The sequence below is a fragment of the Lacrimispora sp. genome (genome assembly GCF_046972725.1).
GTDB lineage: Bacteria > Bacillota > Clostridia > Lachnospirales > Lachnospiraceae > Lacrimispora.
In genome coordinates, this window is record NZ_JBKVXF010000003.1 from 63,536 (window position 1) to 80,204 (window position 16,669).

The window sequence follows — 16,669 nt, forward strand, 5'->3', positions numbered from 1 at the left end:
TGATAAACGTTAGAAAAATAATTCTTGACTTTTCATTTAAAACTTTTTATAATTACTACAATTAAAAAACGAAACTAAGCGAGGACGCTTAAGAGTTCATACCCTTAGGCGTTTTTTTGCATATTGAAGGATTGTTTAATTAGAGAGGAGATGAAATCATGCCAGATATGGTGAAAGTTGAGAACTTAAAAAAGAACTTCGGAGATCTGGAGGTTTTAAAAGATATCAGCCTTACCGTGAAAGAAGGAGAGAAGCTGGTCATTATCGGACCCTCCGGTTCAGGGAAATCCACCTTTATCCGCTGTATCAATTACCTGGAGGAACCAACCAGTGGAAAAATCACCGTAGCAGGTACGGAGGTCACAAAAAAGAACCGGTTGGAAATGGCAAAAAAATATTCATCCATGGTCTTTCAGCAATTTAATTTATATCCCCATCTCACTGTCTTAGAAAATCTGACACTGGCACCCATCAAACTGCAGCATGTTCCCAAGGAAGAGGCTAAAAAGAATGCCATATCATGCCTGGAGCGGGTAGGCTTAAAGGAAAAGGCCGGGAATTATCCGATTCAGCTTTCCGGCGGACAGCAGCAGAGAGTGGCAATTGCCAGAGCCTTATGCACCAAACAGCCGCTCATTTTATTTGATGAGCCGACTTCTGCTTTAGACCCTGAGATGGTTCAGGAAGTATTGAATGTTATGGTAGAGCTTGCCCATGAGAACATTACCATGATCTGTGTGACCCATGAGATGGGATTTGCCCGTCAGGTGGCAGACCGTGTCATCTTCATGGACGGAGGCTATATCCTTGAAGAGGGGACACCGGAACACTTCTTTGAAGCTCCGGAACATGAGAGAACCAAAGCGTTTTTAAGCAAAATCCTGCATTAGGGTGTTGTTTAATATAATAATAAGATTGAGGAGGAAACGAAGATATGAAGAAGATGTTATCACTTGCACTTACCATCGCCATGGCGGTTAGTTTAACCGCATGCGGATCCAAACCGGAACAGGCAACGACAGCAGCCCCGGAAGAAACAACAAAAGCCGGAGAAACCACAGCAGGTGCGGCGGGCGAAGGTGTGACCGCAGATGTTCAGAAGATTATTGACCGGGGAACCTTAAAGGTTGGCTGTAAATCTGATATTCCAAAGTTCAGCCTGCAGAACACGGCGACCGGAGAATACGAAGGCTTTGAAGATGACCTGGCTTATGAGATCGCAGGTACTATCTTTGGTGTTACCGCTGAGGAAGCGAAAGAAAAGAAGCTGGTTGAATTCCAGGGGGTTACCGCAAAGACCAGAGGTCCTCTTTTGGAGAACGGCGAGATCGACCTGGTTATTGCTACCTTTACCATCACCGATGAGAGAAAAGAAACTTATAATTTCTCTACCCCTTATTATACCGATGCGGTTGGTCTTATGGTGAATAAGGATTCCGGCATTACCTCCATCGAAGGACTTGACGGTAAGATCATAGGTGTTGCACAGTCAGCAACTACAAAGGACGGCTTTAAGAAGTATGTAGAAGAAAAAGGCTTGAACGTAAACCCTGAATTCCAGGAATTTGACGGTTACCCTGCTCTGGCTCAGGCGTTAGCGACCAAGCAGATCGACTGCTTCTCTGTTGACCGTGCCATCTTATCCGGATATGTCAATGAGAAGAACCAGATATTGGAAGACCGTTTTGCAGAGCAGGATTACGGTGTTGCCTCCGCAAAGGAAAATGAAGGTCTTGCGGCTCTGGTAGAAGAAAAAATCACTTCTATGATTTCCGACGGATCCCTGAAAGCACTTCAGGACAAATGGGAATTACAGTAAGCTGATATGTAAAGGAAAATTGACATGATAAAAGGTCTTTTTGATGTAAAACGATGGAATGCCCTGTTTCAGGCATTTCCAGACTACTATATACCAGGCTTTCTTATGACGCTGAAAATATCACTGGTGGGACTGGCCTTAGCGCTGGTCCTGGGAGTGGTATTTGGTGTGTTTTCCACGGCAAAACTAAAGCTGTTTCGCATTCTTTCACGAATTTATGTGGAATTGATTCAGAATACGCCTCTGGCTCTGCAGGTCGTGTGCTATTATTCGATTCTGCCCATGCTCTTTTCCAGTTCCGGCTACCGGATTCCCAAGTTCATTCTGGGTGTCATCGGTGTGGGGGTTTATCATGGTGCCTATATCTCAGAGGTCATAAGAACCGGAATCGAAGCCATACCTAAGGGTCAGTCTGAGGCTGCTTCCTCTCAGGGATTTTCCTATCTGGAGACCATGTATCACATCATTTTGCCTCAGACCGTGAAGATCATCCTTCCGCCCCTTGCCAATCAGGCGCTGGGTCTGGTAAAGAATACCTCCATTCTGGCTATGGTAGCCGGTATGGATCTTATGTATTTTACCGATTCCTGGGGATCGGAGCGCGGATATTTTGCACAGGCGTACTTTACCAGTGCTTTCATGTATTTTATCATCTGTTTCCCGTTAGCAAGGCTTGCCCGTTACCTGGAGATTCGTTCCATGCGGCTGCCGACTGCAAAAAAGCTTGATATTACAGCAGATGAGGAGGTCGCATGAGAGAATTATTTTACCAGATATTTACTCCGGCAAATGTGATCTTCATGTTAAAGGGATTGCAGATGACGGTAATGATCGCCATTCTGGCTACGGTAATCAGCATGTTTTTCGGTACGGTTCTGGCCCTGATCCGAACCTATGCCACAGGCAGGTGGAAATGGGCAGGGGCCCTGGTGGCGGTTTATACGGAATTTTTCCGATGTACGCCAAACCTTTTATGGATCCTTTGGATCTATTTTACTGTCAAGGGGAATAAGATAGGAGTATCGGTATTCGCGATTTCGCTGTTCACTTCAGCCGTTATGGCGGAGATATTCCGTGGAGGCTTAAACTCCATTCCCAAGGGTCAGTTTGAAGGTGCCCAGTCTCAGGGATTTAGTTTTATTCAGACTCTCTGGTACATCATTCTTCCCCAGACTTATAAGAAAGTGATTCCGGCCCTTTTGAGCCAGGTCATCACGATCATCAAGGATACATCCTTCTTAAAGATGGTTGACGTGGCGGAATTTATGAGAAACAGCTCTGTTGTACTTGGAAGTATTTACGATGTGCGGGGCATGATCATGCTGTTTGCCTTTGAAGCCCTTTGCTATTTTACGATCTGCTTTGCATTGAGCAGCGTGGTAAGGCGTTATCAGAAAACCATTGTTACTGGTTAGGGAGGAACTTTCTGAATGGAAAAGTTTACAATCACAATTGCCCGTGAGTTTGGAAGCATGGGAGGCCCCATTGCCAGGGAGCTTTCCAAAGAGCTGGGAGTAAAATTTTATGACCGCGATATTGTGGAAGAGGTTGCAAAAAAGTTGAATCTGCCTGTTTCCACCATAAGCGATGAGGAGGAAAAGACAAAACACCTTTTCCTATCCCACATGTTTCCCCTTGGAACCGATGAAGACTACATGCAGGATATTATTTTTGATGTGCAGAAGAATATCATACTGGATCTGGCGAAAGACTCCAGCTGCATCATTGTGGGAAGATGTTCCAACTACATCCTGGAACATAAAAAGAATAACATTAACATTTATATTTACGCCCCTTATGCAAAGCGTGTGGAGAACTGTGTGAATACGTTCGGTATGACAGCAGGTGAGGCGAAAAAGATGATTCAGTCTGTTGACAAGGCAAGAAATGCCTATCATAAAAAATACTCCGGATATCTTCCAAATGATCCGGAACATATGAATCTTATGATTGACTCTTCTCTCCTTGGAGTTACAGGCACGGCAAAGCTGATTGCCGGAGTGGTGCATCAGCTGTACGGGAATGAGTGAGAATGAGAAGTTTCCTATTAAATAGGCCTTTCCAGTGGGATTGGGACGAAAGTCCGGATCTTTGCCGGAGGGCCTTTTTCATCTTTCCAGCAGTTTTTTGAAAATGATAAGTAAAAATAGAGGAATGACCCTTGACACTCAAAAAATAATCTGCTATACTTTACTTTCGTGTGAAACGAGAGGATGAAGGTCTGAAACGTGCCTGATACCTCTCGTTTTGTTTGCGAAAGTGTGTGTGCGGCCGTCGGCAACATGGGAACCCGGCAGGCCATGAGAAAGGAATTGATCATTTATGGAAACAATGAGATTTGATGAATTACAGTTAGATGAAAGAATTCTGCGGGCTGTAGCAGATATGGGATTTGAAGAGGCGTCTCCTATCCAGGCCCAGGCAATTCCGGTCCAGATGGAAGGAAGAGATATTATCGGTCAGGCTCAGACAGGAACCGGCAAGACCGCTGCCTTTGGTATTCCCCTGTTACAGAAAATTGATCCAAAGGTAAAAAAGCTTCAGGCAGTTGCGCTTTGTCCTACCAGAGAGCTTGCTATTCAGGTAGCAGATGAAGTACGCAGGCTTGGTAAATATATGCACGGTGTAAAGGTCCTGCCAATTTACGGCGGACAGGACATCGTGAAACAGATTCGTTCCTTAAAGGACGGTACTCAGATCATCATCGGTACTCCCGGACGTGTCATGGATCATATGCGCCGCAAAACGGTGAAATTTGATTTTGTTCATACGGTAATTATGGATGAGGCAGATGAGATGTTAAACATGGGCTTCTTAGAAGACATGGAAACCATCTTAAGCCAGCTTCCGGAAGAACGTCAGACCGTGATGTTCTCCGCAACCATGCCGTCCGCAATTATGGAGATCGCCAGAAAGTTCCAGCAGGAACCGGTGACTGTAAAAGTTGTAAAGAAGGAACTGACTGTTCCGAAAGTAACCCAGTATTATTACGAGGTGAAACCAAAGAGCAAGGTAGAAGTAATGTGCCGTCTTTTAGACATGTATGCACCAAAGCTTTCCGTTGCTTTCTGCAACACCAAGAAACAGGTGGATGAGCTGGTACAGGCACTTCAGGGCCGCGGTTATTTTGCCGAGGGGCTTCATGGTGACTTAAAGCAGATACAGCGTGACAGGGTCATGAACAGCTTCCGTAACGGTAAGACGGAGATTCTAGTGGCAACAGACGTAGCAGCCCGTGGAATCGACGTAGACGACGTAGAAGCGGTATTCAATTACGACCTTCCCCAGGATGATGAGTACTACGTACACAGAATCGGCCGTACAGGACGTGCGAACCGTGAGGGCATTGCATTCAGCTTTGTTGTAGGCAAGGAAGTATACAAGCTTCGTGACATTCAGCGTTACTGCAAGACCAAGATCGTACCTCAGGCCATTCCTTCTTTAAATGATGTGACTGCCATTAAGGTAGATAAGATTTTAGAGAGTGTAGCCGATACCATTGGTGATACCGATTTAAGCAAGACGGTGAACATCATTGAGAAAAAGCTTTTAGAAGAAGATTATACCTCCCTGGATTTGGCAGCAGCACTGCTTAAGATGATGATGGGTGAGGAAAATGAAGATGTGATCGATACCAGAGAGCCCCGTTCTCTTGATGATCTGGATAACTTCTTTGGAAACAACAGCCGCGGGCGCGGGAGAAGCGCAAACGGACGGGGAAGAGGTGATTCTTCCAGAGAAAGAGAGGATATGGCACGTCTCTTTATCAATATCGGAAAGAACCAGAACGTAAAGCCGGGAGACATTCTTGGCGCCATTGCCGGAGAATCCGGTATGCCTGGTAAAATGGTAGGAAGCATCGACATGTATGACAAATATACATTTGTAGAGGTTCCGAGAGAAAGTGCAGATGTTGTGCTGAAAGCCATGAAAGATGTAAAGATCAAAGGCAAAAATATTCATATGGAAAAAGCCAACGGAAAAAGCAGATAAATTTCCGGGAGCTGAGCGGGGGAATAGAGGTATGACCTTTTTTTCCCGCTCAGCTCCCGGTTTTTATTATCCGGTAAGTTTGTCCGGTATGATTAAGACTTTTTTGGGATGCCACTCCGCATCAGGGAAGTATCATTGGGAAAGCAACTGCATTCCGGTACAAGCGTCCAAAATCCGGCTGTTTATTTTAATCGGGAGCAAGAGATTTAGTTTTAACGGTAAGCTTTTGATTCGCTAAAGCGAATGATTTTTCTCTTATATCTTTTTTGAACGATTAACGTTCCCCCAATCAAAGAAAACCCAATAACCCCAAAGAACAGCACCAACAATATGCCAGACCATTTTAACATGATTTCATCAGGGTTATTCCTATTATAAATAATCTCAATGTTATCCCCGGCTGCCATGCCTTCCACATAAGTATCCAGAAGAGAAACATGAGTTTCATTCTTATGAGTGACAAATGAAACGTAGACATCATGAGCTTCGGATCTTCCGGGAACCTTTGTTGTCCGGACTTCGTCAATGGTTCCGGTAACTTCTTTAGAATCCTTTATGACGCAGAGGTCAACTACCTTTATGAGATGATAGGCAGAGCCACATAAAAAGCAGAGACCGAGAAGGATGAAAGACCAGTGAAGCGGTAGTCTTATTAATTTTTTCATAATCATTCCCCTTAATTATCATTTGATTTTTATAGATAGACATTTTGCTGCTGCTGCGGTAACATGCAGTTGGTTATTATTATAGTATAAACATGTTAGGAAAGGCAACCAGGAAAAGGTTTTCTTGCTTCTTCCCGGAAAAAAAGATACAATAAGTTAAGAAGAATCAGCGGTAAAGGAATGGAGGAACTGACCATTTTAAAAAGCGGTTCTATACAAATGGAGGATGTTATGTCAGAGTGGAAGAAAAATGACAAGATCGAAGTGATCATAGAAGATATGAGTGAAACCGGAGAAGGCATCGGAAAGACCGATGGATTTACCTGGTTTATTAAAGATACGGTGATTGGAGATCATGTAGAGGCAAAGGTGATGAAGATTAAAAAATCATATGGTTTTGCCAGATTGGAACAGATCAAAAGAAAATCCCCAAATCGTGTGGTCCCCAAATGCCCGGTGGCAAGACAATGCGGCGGCTGTCAGCTCCAGGCCATGGATTATGCCGAACAGCTTCTGTATAAAGAGAAAAAGATATATAACAATCTGGTACGGATCGGCGGTTTTTCAGATGTTCCCATGCTTCCGGTTATGGGAATGGACGAGCCCTGGAGATACCGGAATAAAGCGCAGTTTCCCTGGGGAACGGATAAAGAGGGGAATATTGTTACCGGCTTTTACGCAGGACGGACCCATTCCATTATCGGGTGCGAAGACTGTTTGCTTGGGATAGAAGAAAATCAGGAAGTTTTAAAACGGATCAAGGCCCACATGGAGTGCCATGGACTTCGTCCTTATGATGAGGAGACTCACAAGGGATTAATGCGCCATACACTGATCCGCAAAGGCTTTAAGACCGGGGAATTGATGGTGTGCCAGGTGATCAATGGAAAGAGTCTTCCTCACAGCGGGGAGCTAGTGAATTGCCTGATGGAGATCCCCGGCATGACCAGTATCTCTGTTAGCGTCAACCGGGAACAAACCAATGTGATTATGGGAAACCAGGTGGAAAATCTATACGGACCGGGATTTATCACCGATTATATCGGTGATGTGAAATACCGGATATCCCCTCTGTCCTTCTATCAGGTGAATCCGGTGCAGACGGAAAAGCTCTATGGAACAGCCCTTGAATATGCGGGTCTTACTGGGGATGAAACCGTCTGGGACCTTTACTGTGGCATCGGAACCATTTCTCTGTTTCTCGCTAAGAAGGCGAAAAAGGTCTATGGGGTGGAGATCGTCCCTCAGGCCATTGAAGATGCACGAGAGAATGCGAAATTAAACGGGATCGGGAATGTGGAGTTTTTTGTGGGGAAGGCCGAAGAGGTGCTGCCGGAGCAGTATGAGAAGAATCATGTGTATGCAGATGTGATTGTGGTAGACCCTCCCAGAAAGGGTTGCGACGAGGTGTGCCTTGATACCATTGTGAAGATGGCACCGAAACGGGTGGTGTATGTAAGCTGCGATTCGGCGACTTTGGCACGGGATCTTAAGTATATGCGGGAGAGAGGGTATGAGGTTGTGAGGGTGCGGGGGTGTGATATGTTTGCGCAGACGACACATACAGAAACAATTGTCAAATTGTGTCGAAAATAAGGAGGGCGTATTGAACATTGAATTTAGCATACCAATTTTAATTGAACTAACAGATTTGGAGGAAAGTGCTAAGCTTTGCAATAGTTATGGTTTTAAATTATTAGTGCTAATCTCTTAAAGAAAAAGTGTTAGGGCGTAAAATATATAAATTTTAGAATGAACTATGACAGATATTATATATTGAAGAGGCAAAAAAATATGATATATTTTGAATGGAGGCTCTAAGGATGAAAGGCGAACAAAAAGAAATACTAAATGCCAATAAAATGTTATCGCCTAATTCGCAGGCTATCAACACTAAATTTCGCAGATTTATTCTTGCAGGAATGATAATATATACAGTCTTAGTTTTGTACTTCATGTTCTTAGGGTTTAATAGGACAGGCGATAAAATTGATTATAATATTTATACATTTATATTTGTCCCGGATAGGGTTCCACTAAGGTTTCCAAAACTGACGATGTCATGGTTATTCGATTTTGGAAACATTGCTGCTTTTATTCCATTTGGTATTATAATTCCATTGCTGTATCGAATCTGTTTTAAAAAGTTTATCCCGTTATTTATATTAGTGATTACCTTTTTAGAAGTGCTTCAGTCTTTAACTTTCCTGGGTACGTTTGATGTGATGGATATTATATCGAATACATTGGGTGCAATCATAGGATTTGTTGCCTATAAGGTAGCGTTTACCACAGGGATTACCTTTAAAAAGTTTACTACTTTAGCAGCAACTATTCTTATATTATTTCTTGGGATTATGACTGTTTCTGAAGCAATTGATTATGGTGTACATGTAAATGAAACAATAGGACCTATTCAAGCAATAAACGAAATAAGTGCAGATGCACCAGTAAGCGAAAAAATTTCGTCTTTCACGGTGCAAGGTGAAAAAATAGATCCTACGTTAAATTTATATAGCAGTAGGGATGAGAAAAGTAAAGAGTATCTATTTAATGTAGGCAAGGAAAATCCGTGGATCTATGCCAATATTGGTATTCCTGACGGGGTAGAATATAAAGGCTCAGTTACGATTATGGTCAACGGGGAAGAGCTGTTTTTATTCAGTGATAAAGATGAAGGTAAAAATACGTTTAAAGTGAAAACGTTTTATAATGCAAAATTAAAAGATTTGAAAATAATAGTCACTGGAAACGCTAGAGTATGGGATGTTGGAATCGCAGAAATAAAGCATTGGTGGCAGTAACTGCAATGAGCGCAATTAGCTACGAAGATTTCGAAGAGTTCAGTGATGAGCTAAGGAAACTGTAAGTACCTTTGTTGAGAGATAGTTTGTTATATATGATTCAGAACGGTATCGTTTTTCTATAAGTAATAGTCAATCTATTGTTTACGCCAAGGACAAAGTGCGTCTTTCAGGAATCCATATTACAGCATCAACACACGTTGAGTGCGTGGCATTGATGTCAAGGGTTGAAAAATAGGAGTAAAAAAGGCGTTTTTCGTAGTCTTTTATGTCGAAAACAGGGTTTTTTCGACCACTGATTTCTGTCTCGTGGGAACAAATCCAAAAAGCTGTACTAAGTGCGAGAGGACAGGTTTGATAACAGGTTTTCACGACAGGACAGGATAGATGTTATGTCATTTTTGGGCTTTGTGAGAGAACAGGATAGATGTTTTTGATGGCTTTCAGGTGTGCGTGGGAACAGGTCAAAAACAGGGCATATTGCTCTCCTTTTATAGCAAGATTTTTAGTCAATAATGCCTTAAAAAGCGATTTTGACTACTTATCATTCGTGTTTTATAGTACTTATACGTACAGACATTCTAACAGATAATACCACAATATTTGGATAAATAATGTCATAATAAGTTGCCTTGTTATGTGTTGGTAACTTTTAAATAGTAGGAGGTAGTTGTCATGCAAGCTAAAGGTTCTGATTGGTACAAACATGGATGGACTCTGGATATTAAAAATCAATCTTGGGTAGAAGATACTGAAAATCAAGTCGACTTTATAATTAAAACACTTGAACTGACTGGCAAGGAACGGATTCTTGATCTGGCTTGCGGTTATGGACGCCATTCGCTTTCTTTTGCACAAAGAGGTTTTTCTGTAGTCGGTGTGGATATTACAAAGGATTATATTGATGATGCTATAAAAAATGCTAAGAACAATTCATTACCAGCACAATTTATACAAGCTGATATCCGTGATGTTAATTTTGTAAATGAGTTTGATGTTGTTTTGAATCTAGCCGATGGGGCAATCGGATACTTAGAAACCGATGAGGAAAACTTAAAAATATTCGATGTAATTTCGCGTGCGTTAAAAAAGGGTGGAAAGCACTTTATGGATGTGTGTAACGCGGAACATGCGGAACATTATTTTCCCAGAACGAACTGGGAGATTTGCGAGAAAGCATTAGCTTTGGCTCAATTCGATTGGGACGAAAAAACACGTAGAATGATGTTTGCTGGTTATGATATACCGTATGGTGTGCCTGCAGAAAAACCTCAAATTCCTGGCGGTGACCCTACTCGTCTTTATTCCATCGACGAATTGTGCAGTATTTTTGAACAGAGAAGAATGAAGATAGTACATACATTTTCTGATTACTATGGAAGTGTGGCCTCTTATAAAAAGTTACAATTGCTTGTATATTCGATGAAAGTATAAGTATGTCAGCCGAAATGAGTTTAACGCAAAGACGGAAATTGATTATTATATAGCACTTATCTTTATGCTATGATAAACATATACAACCACCAATCATCTGTAGATACCGTGATAAGGAGGTGAAGTTGTGTCAGATTAAACTCCGAAATTAAACGTGACGATGATACCGGCTGCTCGCCAGACGCTGAAAAAGGTCGCCATTTACTGCCGCGTCAGCACGACGCACGAATCGCAGGACGAGAGTTTGGATATCCAGATAAAAACGCTGAAGCAATATGTGGCCTGCAATCCAAAATGGATGTTGTACGAGGTCTATACGGACAAGGATTCCGGCGGCAACGTAGCGCGTTACGGGTTTCAGAAGATGATTTTCGACTGCTATGAAAATCGTATTGACATTGTTGTGGTGAAAACCATCAGCCGCTTTGCCAGGAATACTGTTGATTTACTTGAAACGGTGAGCCGGCTTAAGAGCCTTGGGGTTGAAATCATTTTTCATCAGGAGAACCTCCGGACCAGCGAAACAGATAATGATATTCTGATATCAGCCTTAAGTGCCATTGCCCAAGCAGAGAGCGAGTCTACAGGGGAAGCAATCAAATGGGGTTTAAAGTGCGGATTTATTTCCGGGAATTCAAAGCTGTATTCACGCAAGTGTTTTGGCTATCAGCAGGACGAAAACGGCGATCTTATCATTGATGAGGAAGCAGCACAAGTTGTCCGTTTGATTTATAATTTATATTTAAATGGCAGCAGTATTGTTTCGATTATCCGGGAGCTTGAAAGCCAAGGCATAAAATCACCACAGGGTAAGGACACCTGGTCGAAGCGTTCGATCCAAACTATATTGACTAACGAGAAGTATGCAGGGCACGTATTAGTTGGCAAGACCTACTCCGGTGATTTTCCCAATAATAAGCAGAGGAAAAATCGTGGTGAGCAGGAACAGTTCCTGATGAAGAATGCCCACGAGCCAATTATTAAAGAGGAAATGTTTGACCGGGTTCACGCTGAGATGCAACGCAGAAGCAATACAGAAGTTGTCAACGGCAAAACAAAACGGAAAGATACGCATTTTAGCTCAAAGCAGGAGAAACAGGAGTAGTTATTTTGCTTGCAGTTGTTGACATCAAAATGAACCTCTCATCCTCATGAGCGGAATCACTGTTAAAAGCAGCATAAAATTAGTGAATGCAAACATTTATTGAGGTGAAATAGAGTTTTATCTGTATAATATGCATATATTTTGACATCTATTCTGTCCTGTAAATTTAGCCTCCCTATCACATGTGGAAGCGGTGATAATGATGACGTATTGTGGTATGGATAAGAAAAATAGGGGTTAGACCACAAGATGTTGTAGTTGTGACTGAAATATGAGAAAAAAGCGGGGCTAAGAAAAGCGATTTTTAGCCCCGCTTTTTTGGCTCTTCCACGGATGACATTGGATAGTTAAAGGCAAAATCTTTTCAGAGTGCTATTAGAGATAGGAAAAAGGAGGAAATATTCATCGGCAAGGAGAGCACTTGAATGGCATTTAAGAGGTCCACTTTCACTTAAAATATAAGCTAAAGAGTAAGCACTACATAAAATAACGTATTACTATTTCTGATTTTTTATCTCAATGAAAAAATCAGAAATTACCATTTTCCAAGCTACAGGATCGCTTCATTGCTTCTGACCATGGCATCAGTTCTTCTAAGATACTATTGGGCTCATTTTTGTAGTCCAGCATCTTGGCCATTACTGTTTCCAGGTAAAGACGGATGTTTAATCCATTTGCTTTTGCTGTTTCTGTAGGAGTATAGACTACTGCACTTGATCTGGCACCTTTTACCGTGTCATGAAATAAGAAGTTCTTTCTTTCCATGACATATGATTTTTACAGATCGTTCCGCTGCGTTATTACTTATGGAGCACCGTCCATCCTGAAGATAGTTCTCCATGTAAGGGTGTTGGTTTTTGGCATAATTAATTGCCTTGACAAGCTTTGATCCGCCAAGGGCATTCATCCCATTGATCCATTTCCAGAATGCATCGAGTACTGGCCGTTCCCGCTCAAGATGCTGTTTCCGGCGTTCTTCTGGCTGCGAATCTTTCAGTGTCGATGGATATGAAAAATCACAGTTCTACGAATACTATAATAAGTTCGTGGAAGCGAACTACGGTGGTGAGCATGCTTCCATGCCCGTAAACCGAAACATGCAGTCTACTTTTTCAGATCTGGAAGATTTTTATGGAACCATCATTCTTCCCCCGCCAGCCCGCAAGCCAAAGGGGAAACCTACAGTTGAGAACCACGTACGATACCTCGAGACACATCTTGTAGAAAAACTCAAAGAAAAGATCCATACATCATTTGATGAATTGAATGCTGAAATCAAAAAGATAGTAGCGACCCTCAATTCTAGATCATTTCAAAAACAGGCTTTTTCAAGACAGTATGCTTTTGAAAAATATGAAGCCAGGCGGATGCTACACGACTTGTGATTACAAAGCTGTCACCAAAGTCCCCAATAATTACCACATCGAGTATGACGGTCACTACTACTCCGTATTGTACTCTTATTGTGGAAAGCCTGCAATTCTGAAGGCAGCGCCATCAGAAATCAGGATCTGCGATCAGTACAACCGGCTGATCTGTACGCACAGGCGGTCTCATCGTGAGTTCCCTCTCCATATTACAAAGGATGGATCATTCTTTTGATTTACTGCATAGGTCAAAGCCTTGGTCAGGTTCTCATTTGTTGTATGCATGGCTGCAGTCTTTTTTCTTTTCAATCCACGACCAAAATGCATTAAGGTTCGGCTTTGACGCCTCCTGACGCTTCTTTTTCTTTTCTTCAAAAGAGAGGTTTTCTATTTCTTCTTCAACCTTAAACAGAAGATTATGGAAGAATACCATTTTTAAACCTTAAATGGAATGACGCCTTGTTTTGGAGTACTTACGTGATAAATGGCAATAATTAAAATCCACCCTTAGACTATGTGTTTACGGTCATTTCATTCATTTTCCGATAATATGCGTTTTTAAATCCGATTTGGATAAAGCCTTTATTGTTAATATCCTATGTTTTTGACATATCATTACCTTTTACTATATGTTTACAGACTTGCAGCAAAGAGATGCTCTACTTATCAGCAGCAGGATGGGCAGTCGTTTGTGATACAATTCTATTATCTTTATTGACATAGAGCAAAATAAAGAATATTATAACTGTGAACATAAGATTAATATGTTCATAGAAACGCTTGATTGTCATATTGACTTATAAGGAGAACCATATTATGGGAAAAGCATTTACCGATAAAGAGAGGGCCGATGTGCAGGGAACACTGCGGCGCATAGGGCTCAAACTCTTCGCAGAAAAAGGGATTAAGGGAGTATCGATACGCGACCTTACCTCTGAAGCAGGCATTGCTCAGGGTAGCTTTTACACCTTTTATAAGGATAAGGAGGATTTTTTGATCGACCTTATCAAATTGAGGATTACAGAAAAACTAGCGATCATGATAGAAAAGAAAGCGGATTCGCTCAATGACCCCGTCGGTTATATCGCCGAGATTTTCTATCAGGAGGGTATGCACCTGAAAGAGAACAAAGCTTTTGACAACATGATAAGCGGAACGCTTGAGCTGTTTTACAATGCAGAACCCGAAGTAAACGAGAGGATTAGCAATCATTACAAAGATGCTTTTGAAACGATGATTCAGTTTTGGCGAGAGCACGGATACCGAGTGGACGCGGATATTGACGCCCTCATGAATACGATACGAGCTGCCAGCATCTTGTTTTCAAACGCCCATTTAATTAGCGATAAGTATTTTAAAGATATCTATAAAATTTTCTGCGTGTCGGAGATCAATGCTTTTCTGAAGGTGAGAAAATGAGTAATGTATCCAAACAGGAGGAGCGCTACAAAAGGATAACGGAAGCAAAAATATATCCGCTGCTGTGGCAGATGGCACTTCCCTCTATGATTGGTATGATAGTAAGCTCCGTTTACAGTATGACGGACACCTTCTTTATCGGCATGCTTGACAGGACGGAACTGACTGCATCTATCGGTGTGGTGTTCTCATTCATTTCCATTATTCAGGCGATAGGCTTTTGGTTCGGTTATGGTTCTGGAATTTACATATCAAGGCAGCTTGGAAAGAAAAACGAGAAAGAGGCGGAGGTCATGGCTTCCACTGGGCTTGTGCTTTCCGTGGTGGTAGGTGTTATTATCCTCCTTGGAGGGCTGATTTTTCTGGAGCCGCTTGTACTGTTGCTTGGCGGCGGAATATCGGACGGACTGATGGAAGCTACGGTTTCTTATCTGAGGATCACACTCATTTCCGTCCCGTTTATGCTTGCCGCAAATGTGCTCTATAATGAACTGCGGCTGCAAGGCAGCGCCAGAGACAGCATGCTAGGCCTTATGGTCGGGATGTTGATCAATATGATACTCGATCCGATATTGATACTTGTCTTTGATATGGGCGTTGCTGGAGCGGCTTTTGCGAGTTTGATTGGGCAAGTCTGCGGTTTTTTCCTTTTGTGGTATTTCACTGGGCGGAACGGCAATGTCTTAATCAATATATGCAATTCAAAATTCGATTTCTGTCATCTCAAAGAAATTCTGACGGGCGGCGCGCCTAACTTCTGCCGTCAGGGAATCAGTAGCGTTTCCACCGTCCTTGTAAATTTGGCGGCGGGAGCTTTTGGAGAATCCGCAATAGCAGGCGTAACCGTAGCGCTTAGAATACTGGCAATGGGTTATGCACTTGTAATCGGTTTTGGTCAAGGCTTTCAGCCGATATGCGCCATAAACTACGGTGCGGGGAAATATTGCCGCATCAAGAAAGCGTTTCGTGATGCTCTTGTCACCGCAACCGCATTTCTAATAATCGCGGCAATTATGATTGTATTCAAGGCGGATAGCCTTCTATCCCTGTTTTCAAGTGAAGATGCTGTGCGGGAGATTGGGACCAGTATTTTGAAAGCGCAATGTACTGTCCTGCCATTTATGGGCTACTATATTTTGATCGGGATGCTCTTACAGAACATCGGGCACTTTGGAGCAGCAACGCTTGTAACGATAGCGGAAAACGGAACTTTTCTCATTCCTGCGGTGTTGATTTTGCCGCTCCTGTTTGGCTTTGATGGGCTAATTTTGTGCAAACCGGTTGCAAGTGTTTGCGCATTCCTATTCTCGCTTGTTGTGGGAACGAGAGTGTGGAGAAAATATCTGAATGAAAAAGGAGTCTAACAAATGGAGGAATATGTCTTACGCTTTAGTGAGATACGGAAGCAGGATGTTGTGATAGCCGGCGGCAAAGGCGCAAACCTGAACGAGATGGTGCGTGCCGGTTTCCCGGTACTGCTGGGCGCAGTTGTAACGGCAGATGCCTATGGCCAATTTATGGAAGAGAATGGTATCAGCATATCAATTTCATCGTTAATTTTGGGATTATTAGTATGGCGTTCCAGAAGTATTGGTGTGAGCATGATAACTCACAGCTTAATAAATTTTATTGGTGATACTATAGCGCATTTTACATGGTAATTTTATATATTGGATTGTGAAATTATGCCAAAGAATGCAACAATAGCAGAAGCTATCCTTAAGTTGAAAAAACTATGTGGATGCGATTAGGTAATATCTTTTGGTGATGCAATAAATGATATTCCGATGTTTCAAGTCTCTGATGAATGCTATGCAGTATCAGATGCAGTGCCTGAATTAAAATAAGTAGCTACAGGAATTATAGGGAGCAATAATGAAGATGGAGTAACACAATGGTTGAAATCGTATGTCATACAAGGACTGTGTTTTAAATGATTCTAGGTATTAAGCAAGGGATAGCTTGGCAGAGAGAATGCTTGAAAGATATTCAAGAGGTCAGCGGTTTGAATCCTCCTTCTGCTTAAATAATAAGCTACAGACACGAATGCTTCTTGCTATGAA

19 protein-coding genes are annotated in these 16,669 nt (G+C 42.2%); 16 read left to right on the forward strand and 3 right to left on the reverse strand.

Annotated features, from left to right (window positions below; translation table 11 throughout):
* Positions 1-158 precede the first annotated feature (158 nt).
* The 6 genes from ACLTWA_RS12740 (at position 159) to ACLTWA_RS12765 (ending at position 5,812) form a co-directional block, all read left to right on the forward strand.
* Positions 159-890, forward strand: coding sequence for an amino acid ABC transporter ATP-binding protein (locus ACLTWA_RS12740; RefSeq protein ID WP_412328227.1), 732 nt, complete (start codon positions 159-161; stop codon positions 888-890).
* 44 nt (positions 891-934) lie between these two features.
* The gene (locus ACLTWA_RS12745) at positions 935-1,819 is read left to right on the forward strand and encodes a transporter substrate-binding domain-containing protein (protein WP_412328229.1); all 885 of its coding nucleotides are present in this window, start codon (positions 935-937) and stop codon (positions 1,817-1,819) included.
* 24 nt (positions 1,820-1,843) lie between these two features.
* Positions 1,844-2,575, forward strand: coding sequence for an amino acid ABC transporter permease (locus ACLTWA_RS12750; RefSeq protein ID WP_412328234.1), 732 nt, complete (start codon positions 1,844-1,846; stop codon positions 2,573-2,575).
* Positions 2,572-3,234 (forward strand): amino acid ABC transporter permease, encoded by a 663-nt coding sequence (locus ACLTWA_RS12755; protein ID WP_412328235.1) that lies wholly within the window; start codon positions 2,572-2,574, stop codon positions 3,232-3,234. Before ACLTWA_RS12750 ends, ACLTWA_RS12755 begins: the two co-directional genes overlap by 4 nt.
* Before the next feature lie 15 nt (positions 3,235-3,249).
* A complete protein-coding gene (locus tag ACLTWA_RS12760; RefSeq protein ID WP_412328237.1) occupies positions 3,250-3,849 on the forward strand; it encodes an AAA family ATPase in 600 nt (199 codons plus the stop codon).
* A gap of 292 nt (positions 3,850-4,141) precedes the next feature.
* A complete protein-coding gene (locus ACLTWA_RS12765; RefSeq protein WP_412328239.1) occupies positions 4,142-5,812 on the forward strand; it encodes a DEAD/DEAH box helicase in 1,671 nt (556 codons plus the stop codon).
* A gap of 212 nt (positions 5,813-6,024) precedes the next feature.
* On the opposite strand, the gene ACLTWA_RS12770 is transcribed toward ACLTWA_RS12765, so the two are convergent.
* Positions 6,025-6,477, reverse strand: a complete 453-nt coding sequence (locus ACLTWA_RS12770; protein ID WP_412328241.1) for a DUF3592 domain-containing protein — start codon at positions 6,475-6,477, stop codon at positions 6,025-6,027.
* 231 nt (positions 6,478-6,708) lie between these two features.
* Between ACLTWA_RS12770 and rlmD the strand changes: the two genes are divergently transcribed.
* From rlmD to ACLTWA_RS12790, 4 genes are all read left to right on the forward strand, one after another.
* Entirely contained in the window at positions 6,709-8,073 is a 1,365-nt protein-coding gene (gene rlmD / locus ACLTWA_RS12775; protein WP_412328244.1) for a 23S rRNA (uracil(1939)-C(5))-methyltransferase RlmD, read from the forward strand.
* A 227-nt stretch (positions 8,074-8,300) separates the two neighbouring features.
* A complete protein-coding gene (locus ACLTWA_RS12780) occupies positions 8,301-9,281 on the forward strand; it encodes a VanZ family protein (RefSeq protein WP_412327636.1) in 981 nt (326 codons plus the stop codon).
* Positions 9,282-9,956: 675 nt separating this feature from the next.
* Complete coding sequence (locus ACLTWA_RS12785) at positions 9,957-10,715, forward strand: class I SAM-dependent methyltransferase (protein ID WP_412328246.1); 759 nt, start codon at positions 9,957-9,959, stop codon at positions 10,713-10,715.
* A 160-nt stretch (positions 10,716-10,875) separates the two neighbouring features.
* Positions 10,876-11,820, forward strand: coding sequence for a recombinase family protein (locus ACLTWA_RS12790; protein WP_412328534.1), 945 nt, complete (start codon positions 10,876-10,878; stop codon positions 11,818-11,820).
* Between the two features lie 528 nt (positions 11,821-12,348).
* Here ACLTWA_RS12790 and ACLTWA_RS12795 read toward each other — a convergent pair.
* Positions 12,349-12,585, reverse strand: coding sequence for a transposase domain-containing protein (locus ACLTWA_RS12795; RefSeq protein ID WP_412328248.1), 237 nt, complete (start codon positions 12,583-12,585; stop codon positions 12,349-12,351).
* Positions 12,557-12,817: an IS66 family transposase gene (locus ACLTWA_RS12800; RefSeq protein ID WP_412328535.1), complete on the reverse strand. Its 261-nt coding sequence runs from the start codon at positions 12,815-12,817 to the stop codon at positions 12,557-12,559. The genes ACLTWA_RS12795 and ACLTWA_RS12800 overlap by 29 nt, the downstream gene beginning before the upstream one ends.
* Between ACLTWA_RS12800 and ACLTWA_RS12805 the strand changes: the two genes are divergently transcribed.
* The 6 genes from ACLTWA_RS12805 (at position 12,732) to ACLTWA_RS12830 (ending at position 16,453) form a co-directional block, all read left to right on the forward strand.
* Complete coding sequence (locus ACLTWA_RS12805) at positions 12,732-13,205, forward strand: hypothetical protein (protein ID WP_412328536.1); 474 nt, start codon at positions 12,732-12,734, stop codon at positions 13,203-13,205. The genes ACLTWA_RS12800 and ACLTWA_RS12805 overlap by 86 nt on opposite strands.
* Positions 13,174-13,422 carry a Mu transposase domain-containing protein gene (locus ACLTWA_RS12810; protein ID WP_412328250.1) on the forward strand — a complete coding sequence of 83 codons (249 nt, stop codon included), beginning with the start codon at positions 13,174-13,176 and terminating at the stop codon, positions 13,420-13,422. The genes ACLTWA_RS12805 and ACLTWA_RS12810 overlap by 32 nt, the downstream gene beginning before the upstream one ends.
* Before the next feature lie 581 nt (positions 13,423-14,003).
* A complete protein-coding gene (locus ACLTWA_RS12815) occupies positions 14,004-14,606 on the forward strand; it encodes a TetR/AcrR family transcriptional regulator (protein ID WP_412328252.1) in 603 nt (200 codons plus the stop codon).
* The gene (locus ACLTWA_RS12820) at positions 14,603-15,970 is read left to right on the forward strand and encodes an MATE family efflux transporter (RefSeq protein WP_412328254.1); all 1,368 of its coding nucleotides are present in this window, start codon (positions 14,603-14,605) and stop codon (positions 15,968-15,970) included. Before ACLTWA_RS12815 ends, ACLTWA_RS12820 begins: the two co-directional genes overlap by 4 nt.
* Before the next feature lie 3 nt (positions 15,971-15,973).
* Positions 15,974-16,267, forward strand: a complete 294-nt coding sequence (locus ACLTWA_RS12825; RefSeq protein ID WP_412328256.1) for a PEP/pyruvate-binding domain-containing protein — start codon at positions 15,974-15,976, stop codon at positions 16,265-16,267.
* 93 nt (positions 16,268-16,360) lie between these two features.
* Positions 16,361-16,453 (forward strand): HAD hydrolase family protein, encoded by a 93-nt coding sequence (locus tag ACLTWA_RS12830; RefSeq protein WP_412328537.1) that lies wholly within the window; start codon positions 16,361-16,363, stop codon positions 16,451-16,453.
* Positions 16,454-16,669: the final 216 nt, after the last annotated feature.

Bases quoted from the DNA above. Each gene is read 5' to 3' on its own strand.
- ACLTWA_RS12740 (WP_412328227.1), top strand. From the start codon at position 159: ATGCCAGATATGGTGAAAGTTGAGAACTTAAAAAAGAACTTCGGAGAT.
- ACLTWA_RS12745 (WP_412328229.1), top strand. From the start codon at position 935: ATGAAGAAGATGTTATCACTTGCACTTACCATCGCCATGGCGGTTAGT.
- ACLTWA_RS12750 (WP_412328234.1), top strand. From the start codon at position 1,844: ATGATAAAAGGTCTTTTTGATGTAAAACGATGGAATGCCCTGTTTCAG.
- ACLTWA_RS12755 (WP_412328235.1), top strand. From the start codon at position 2,572: ATGAGAGAATTATTTTACCAGATATTTACTCCGGCAAATGTGATCTTC.
- ACLTWA_RS12760 (WP_412328237.1), top strand. From the start codon at position 3,250: ATGGAAAAGTTTACAATCACAATTGCCCGTGAGTTTGGAAGCATGGGA.
- ACLTWA_RS12765 (WP_412328239.1), top strand. From the start codon at position 4,142: ATGGAAACAATGAGATTTGATGAATTACAGTTAGATGAAAGAATTCTG.
- ACLTWA_RS12770 (WP_412328241.1), bottom strand. From the start codon at position 6,477: ATGAAAAAATTAATAAGACTACCGCTTCACTGGTCTTTCATCCTTCTC.
- rlmD (WP_412328244.1), top strand. From the start codon at position 6,709: ATGTCAGAGTGGAAGAAAAATGACAAGATCGAAGTGATCATAGAAGAT.
- ACLTWA_RS12780 (WP_412327636.1), top strand. From the start codon at position 8,301: ATGAAAGGCGAACAAAAAGAAATACTAAATGCCAATAAAATGTTATCG.
- ACLTWA_RS12785 (WP_412328246.1), top strand. From the start codon at position 9,957: ATGCAAGCTAAAGGTTCTGATTGGTACAAACATGGATGGACTCTGGAT.
- ACLTWA_RS12790 (WP_412328534.1), top strand. From the start codon at position 10,876: ATGATACCGGCTGCTCGCCAGACGCTGAAAAAGGTCGCCATTTACTGC.
- ACLTWA_RS12795 (WP_412328248.1), bottom strand. From the start codon at position 12,585: ATGGAAAGAAAGAACTTCTTATTTCATGACACGGTAAAAGGTGCCAGA.
- ACLTWA_RS12810 (WP_412328250.1), top strand. From the start codon at position 13,174: ATGAAGCCAGGCGGATGCTACACGACTTGTGATTACAAAGCTGTCACC.
- ACLTWA_RS12815 (WP_412328252.1), top strand. From the start codon at position 14,004: ATGGGAAAAGCATTTACCGATAAAGAGAGGGCCGATGTGCAGGGAACA.
- ACLTWA_RS12820 (WP_412328254.1), top strand. From the start codon at position 14,603: ATGAGTAATGTATCCAAACAGGAGGAGCGCTACAAAAGGATAACGGAA.
- ACLTWA_RS12825 (WP_412328256.1), top strand. From the start codon at position 15,974: ATGGAGGAATATGTCTTACGCTTTAGTGAGATACGGAAGCAGGATGTT.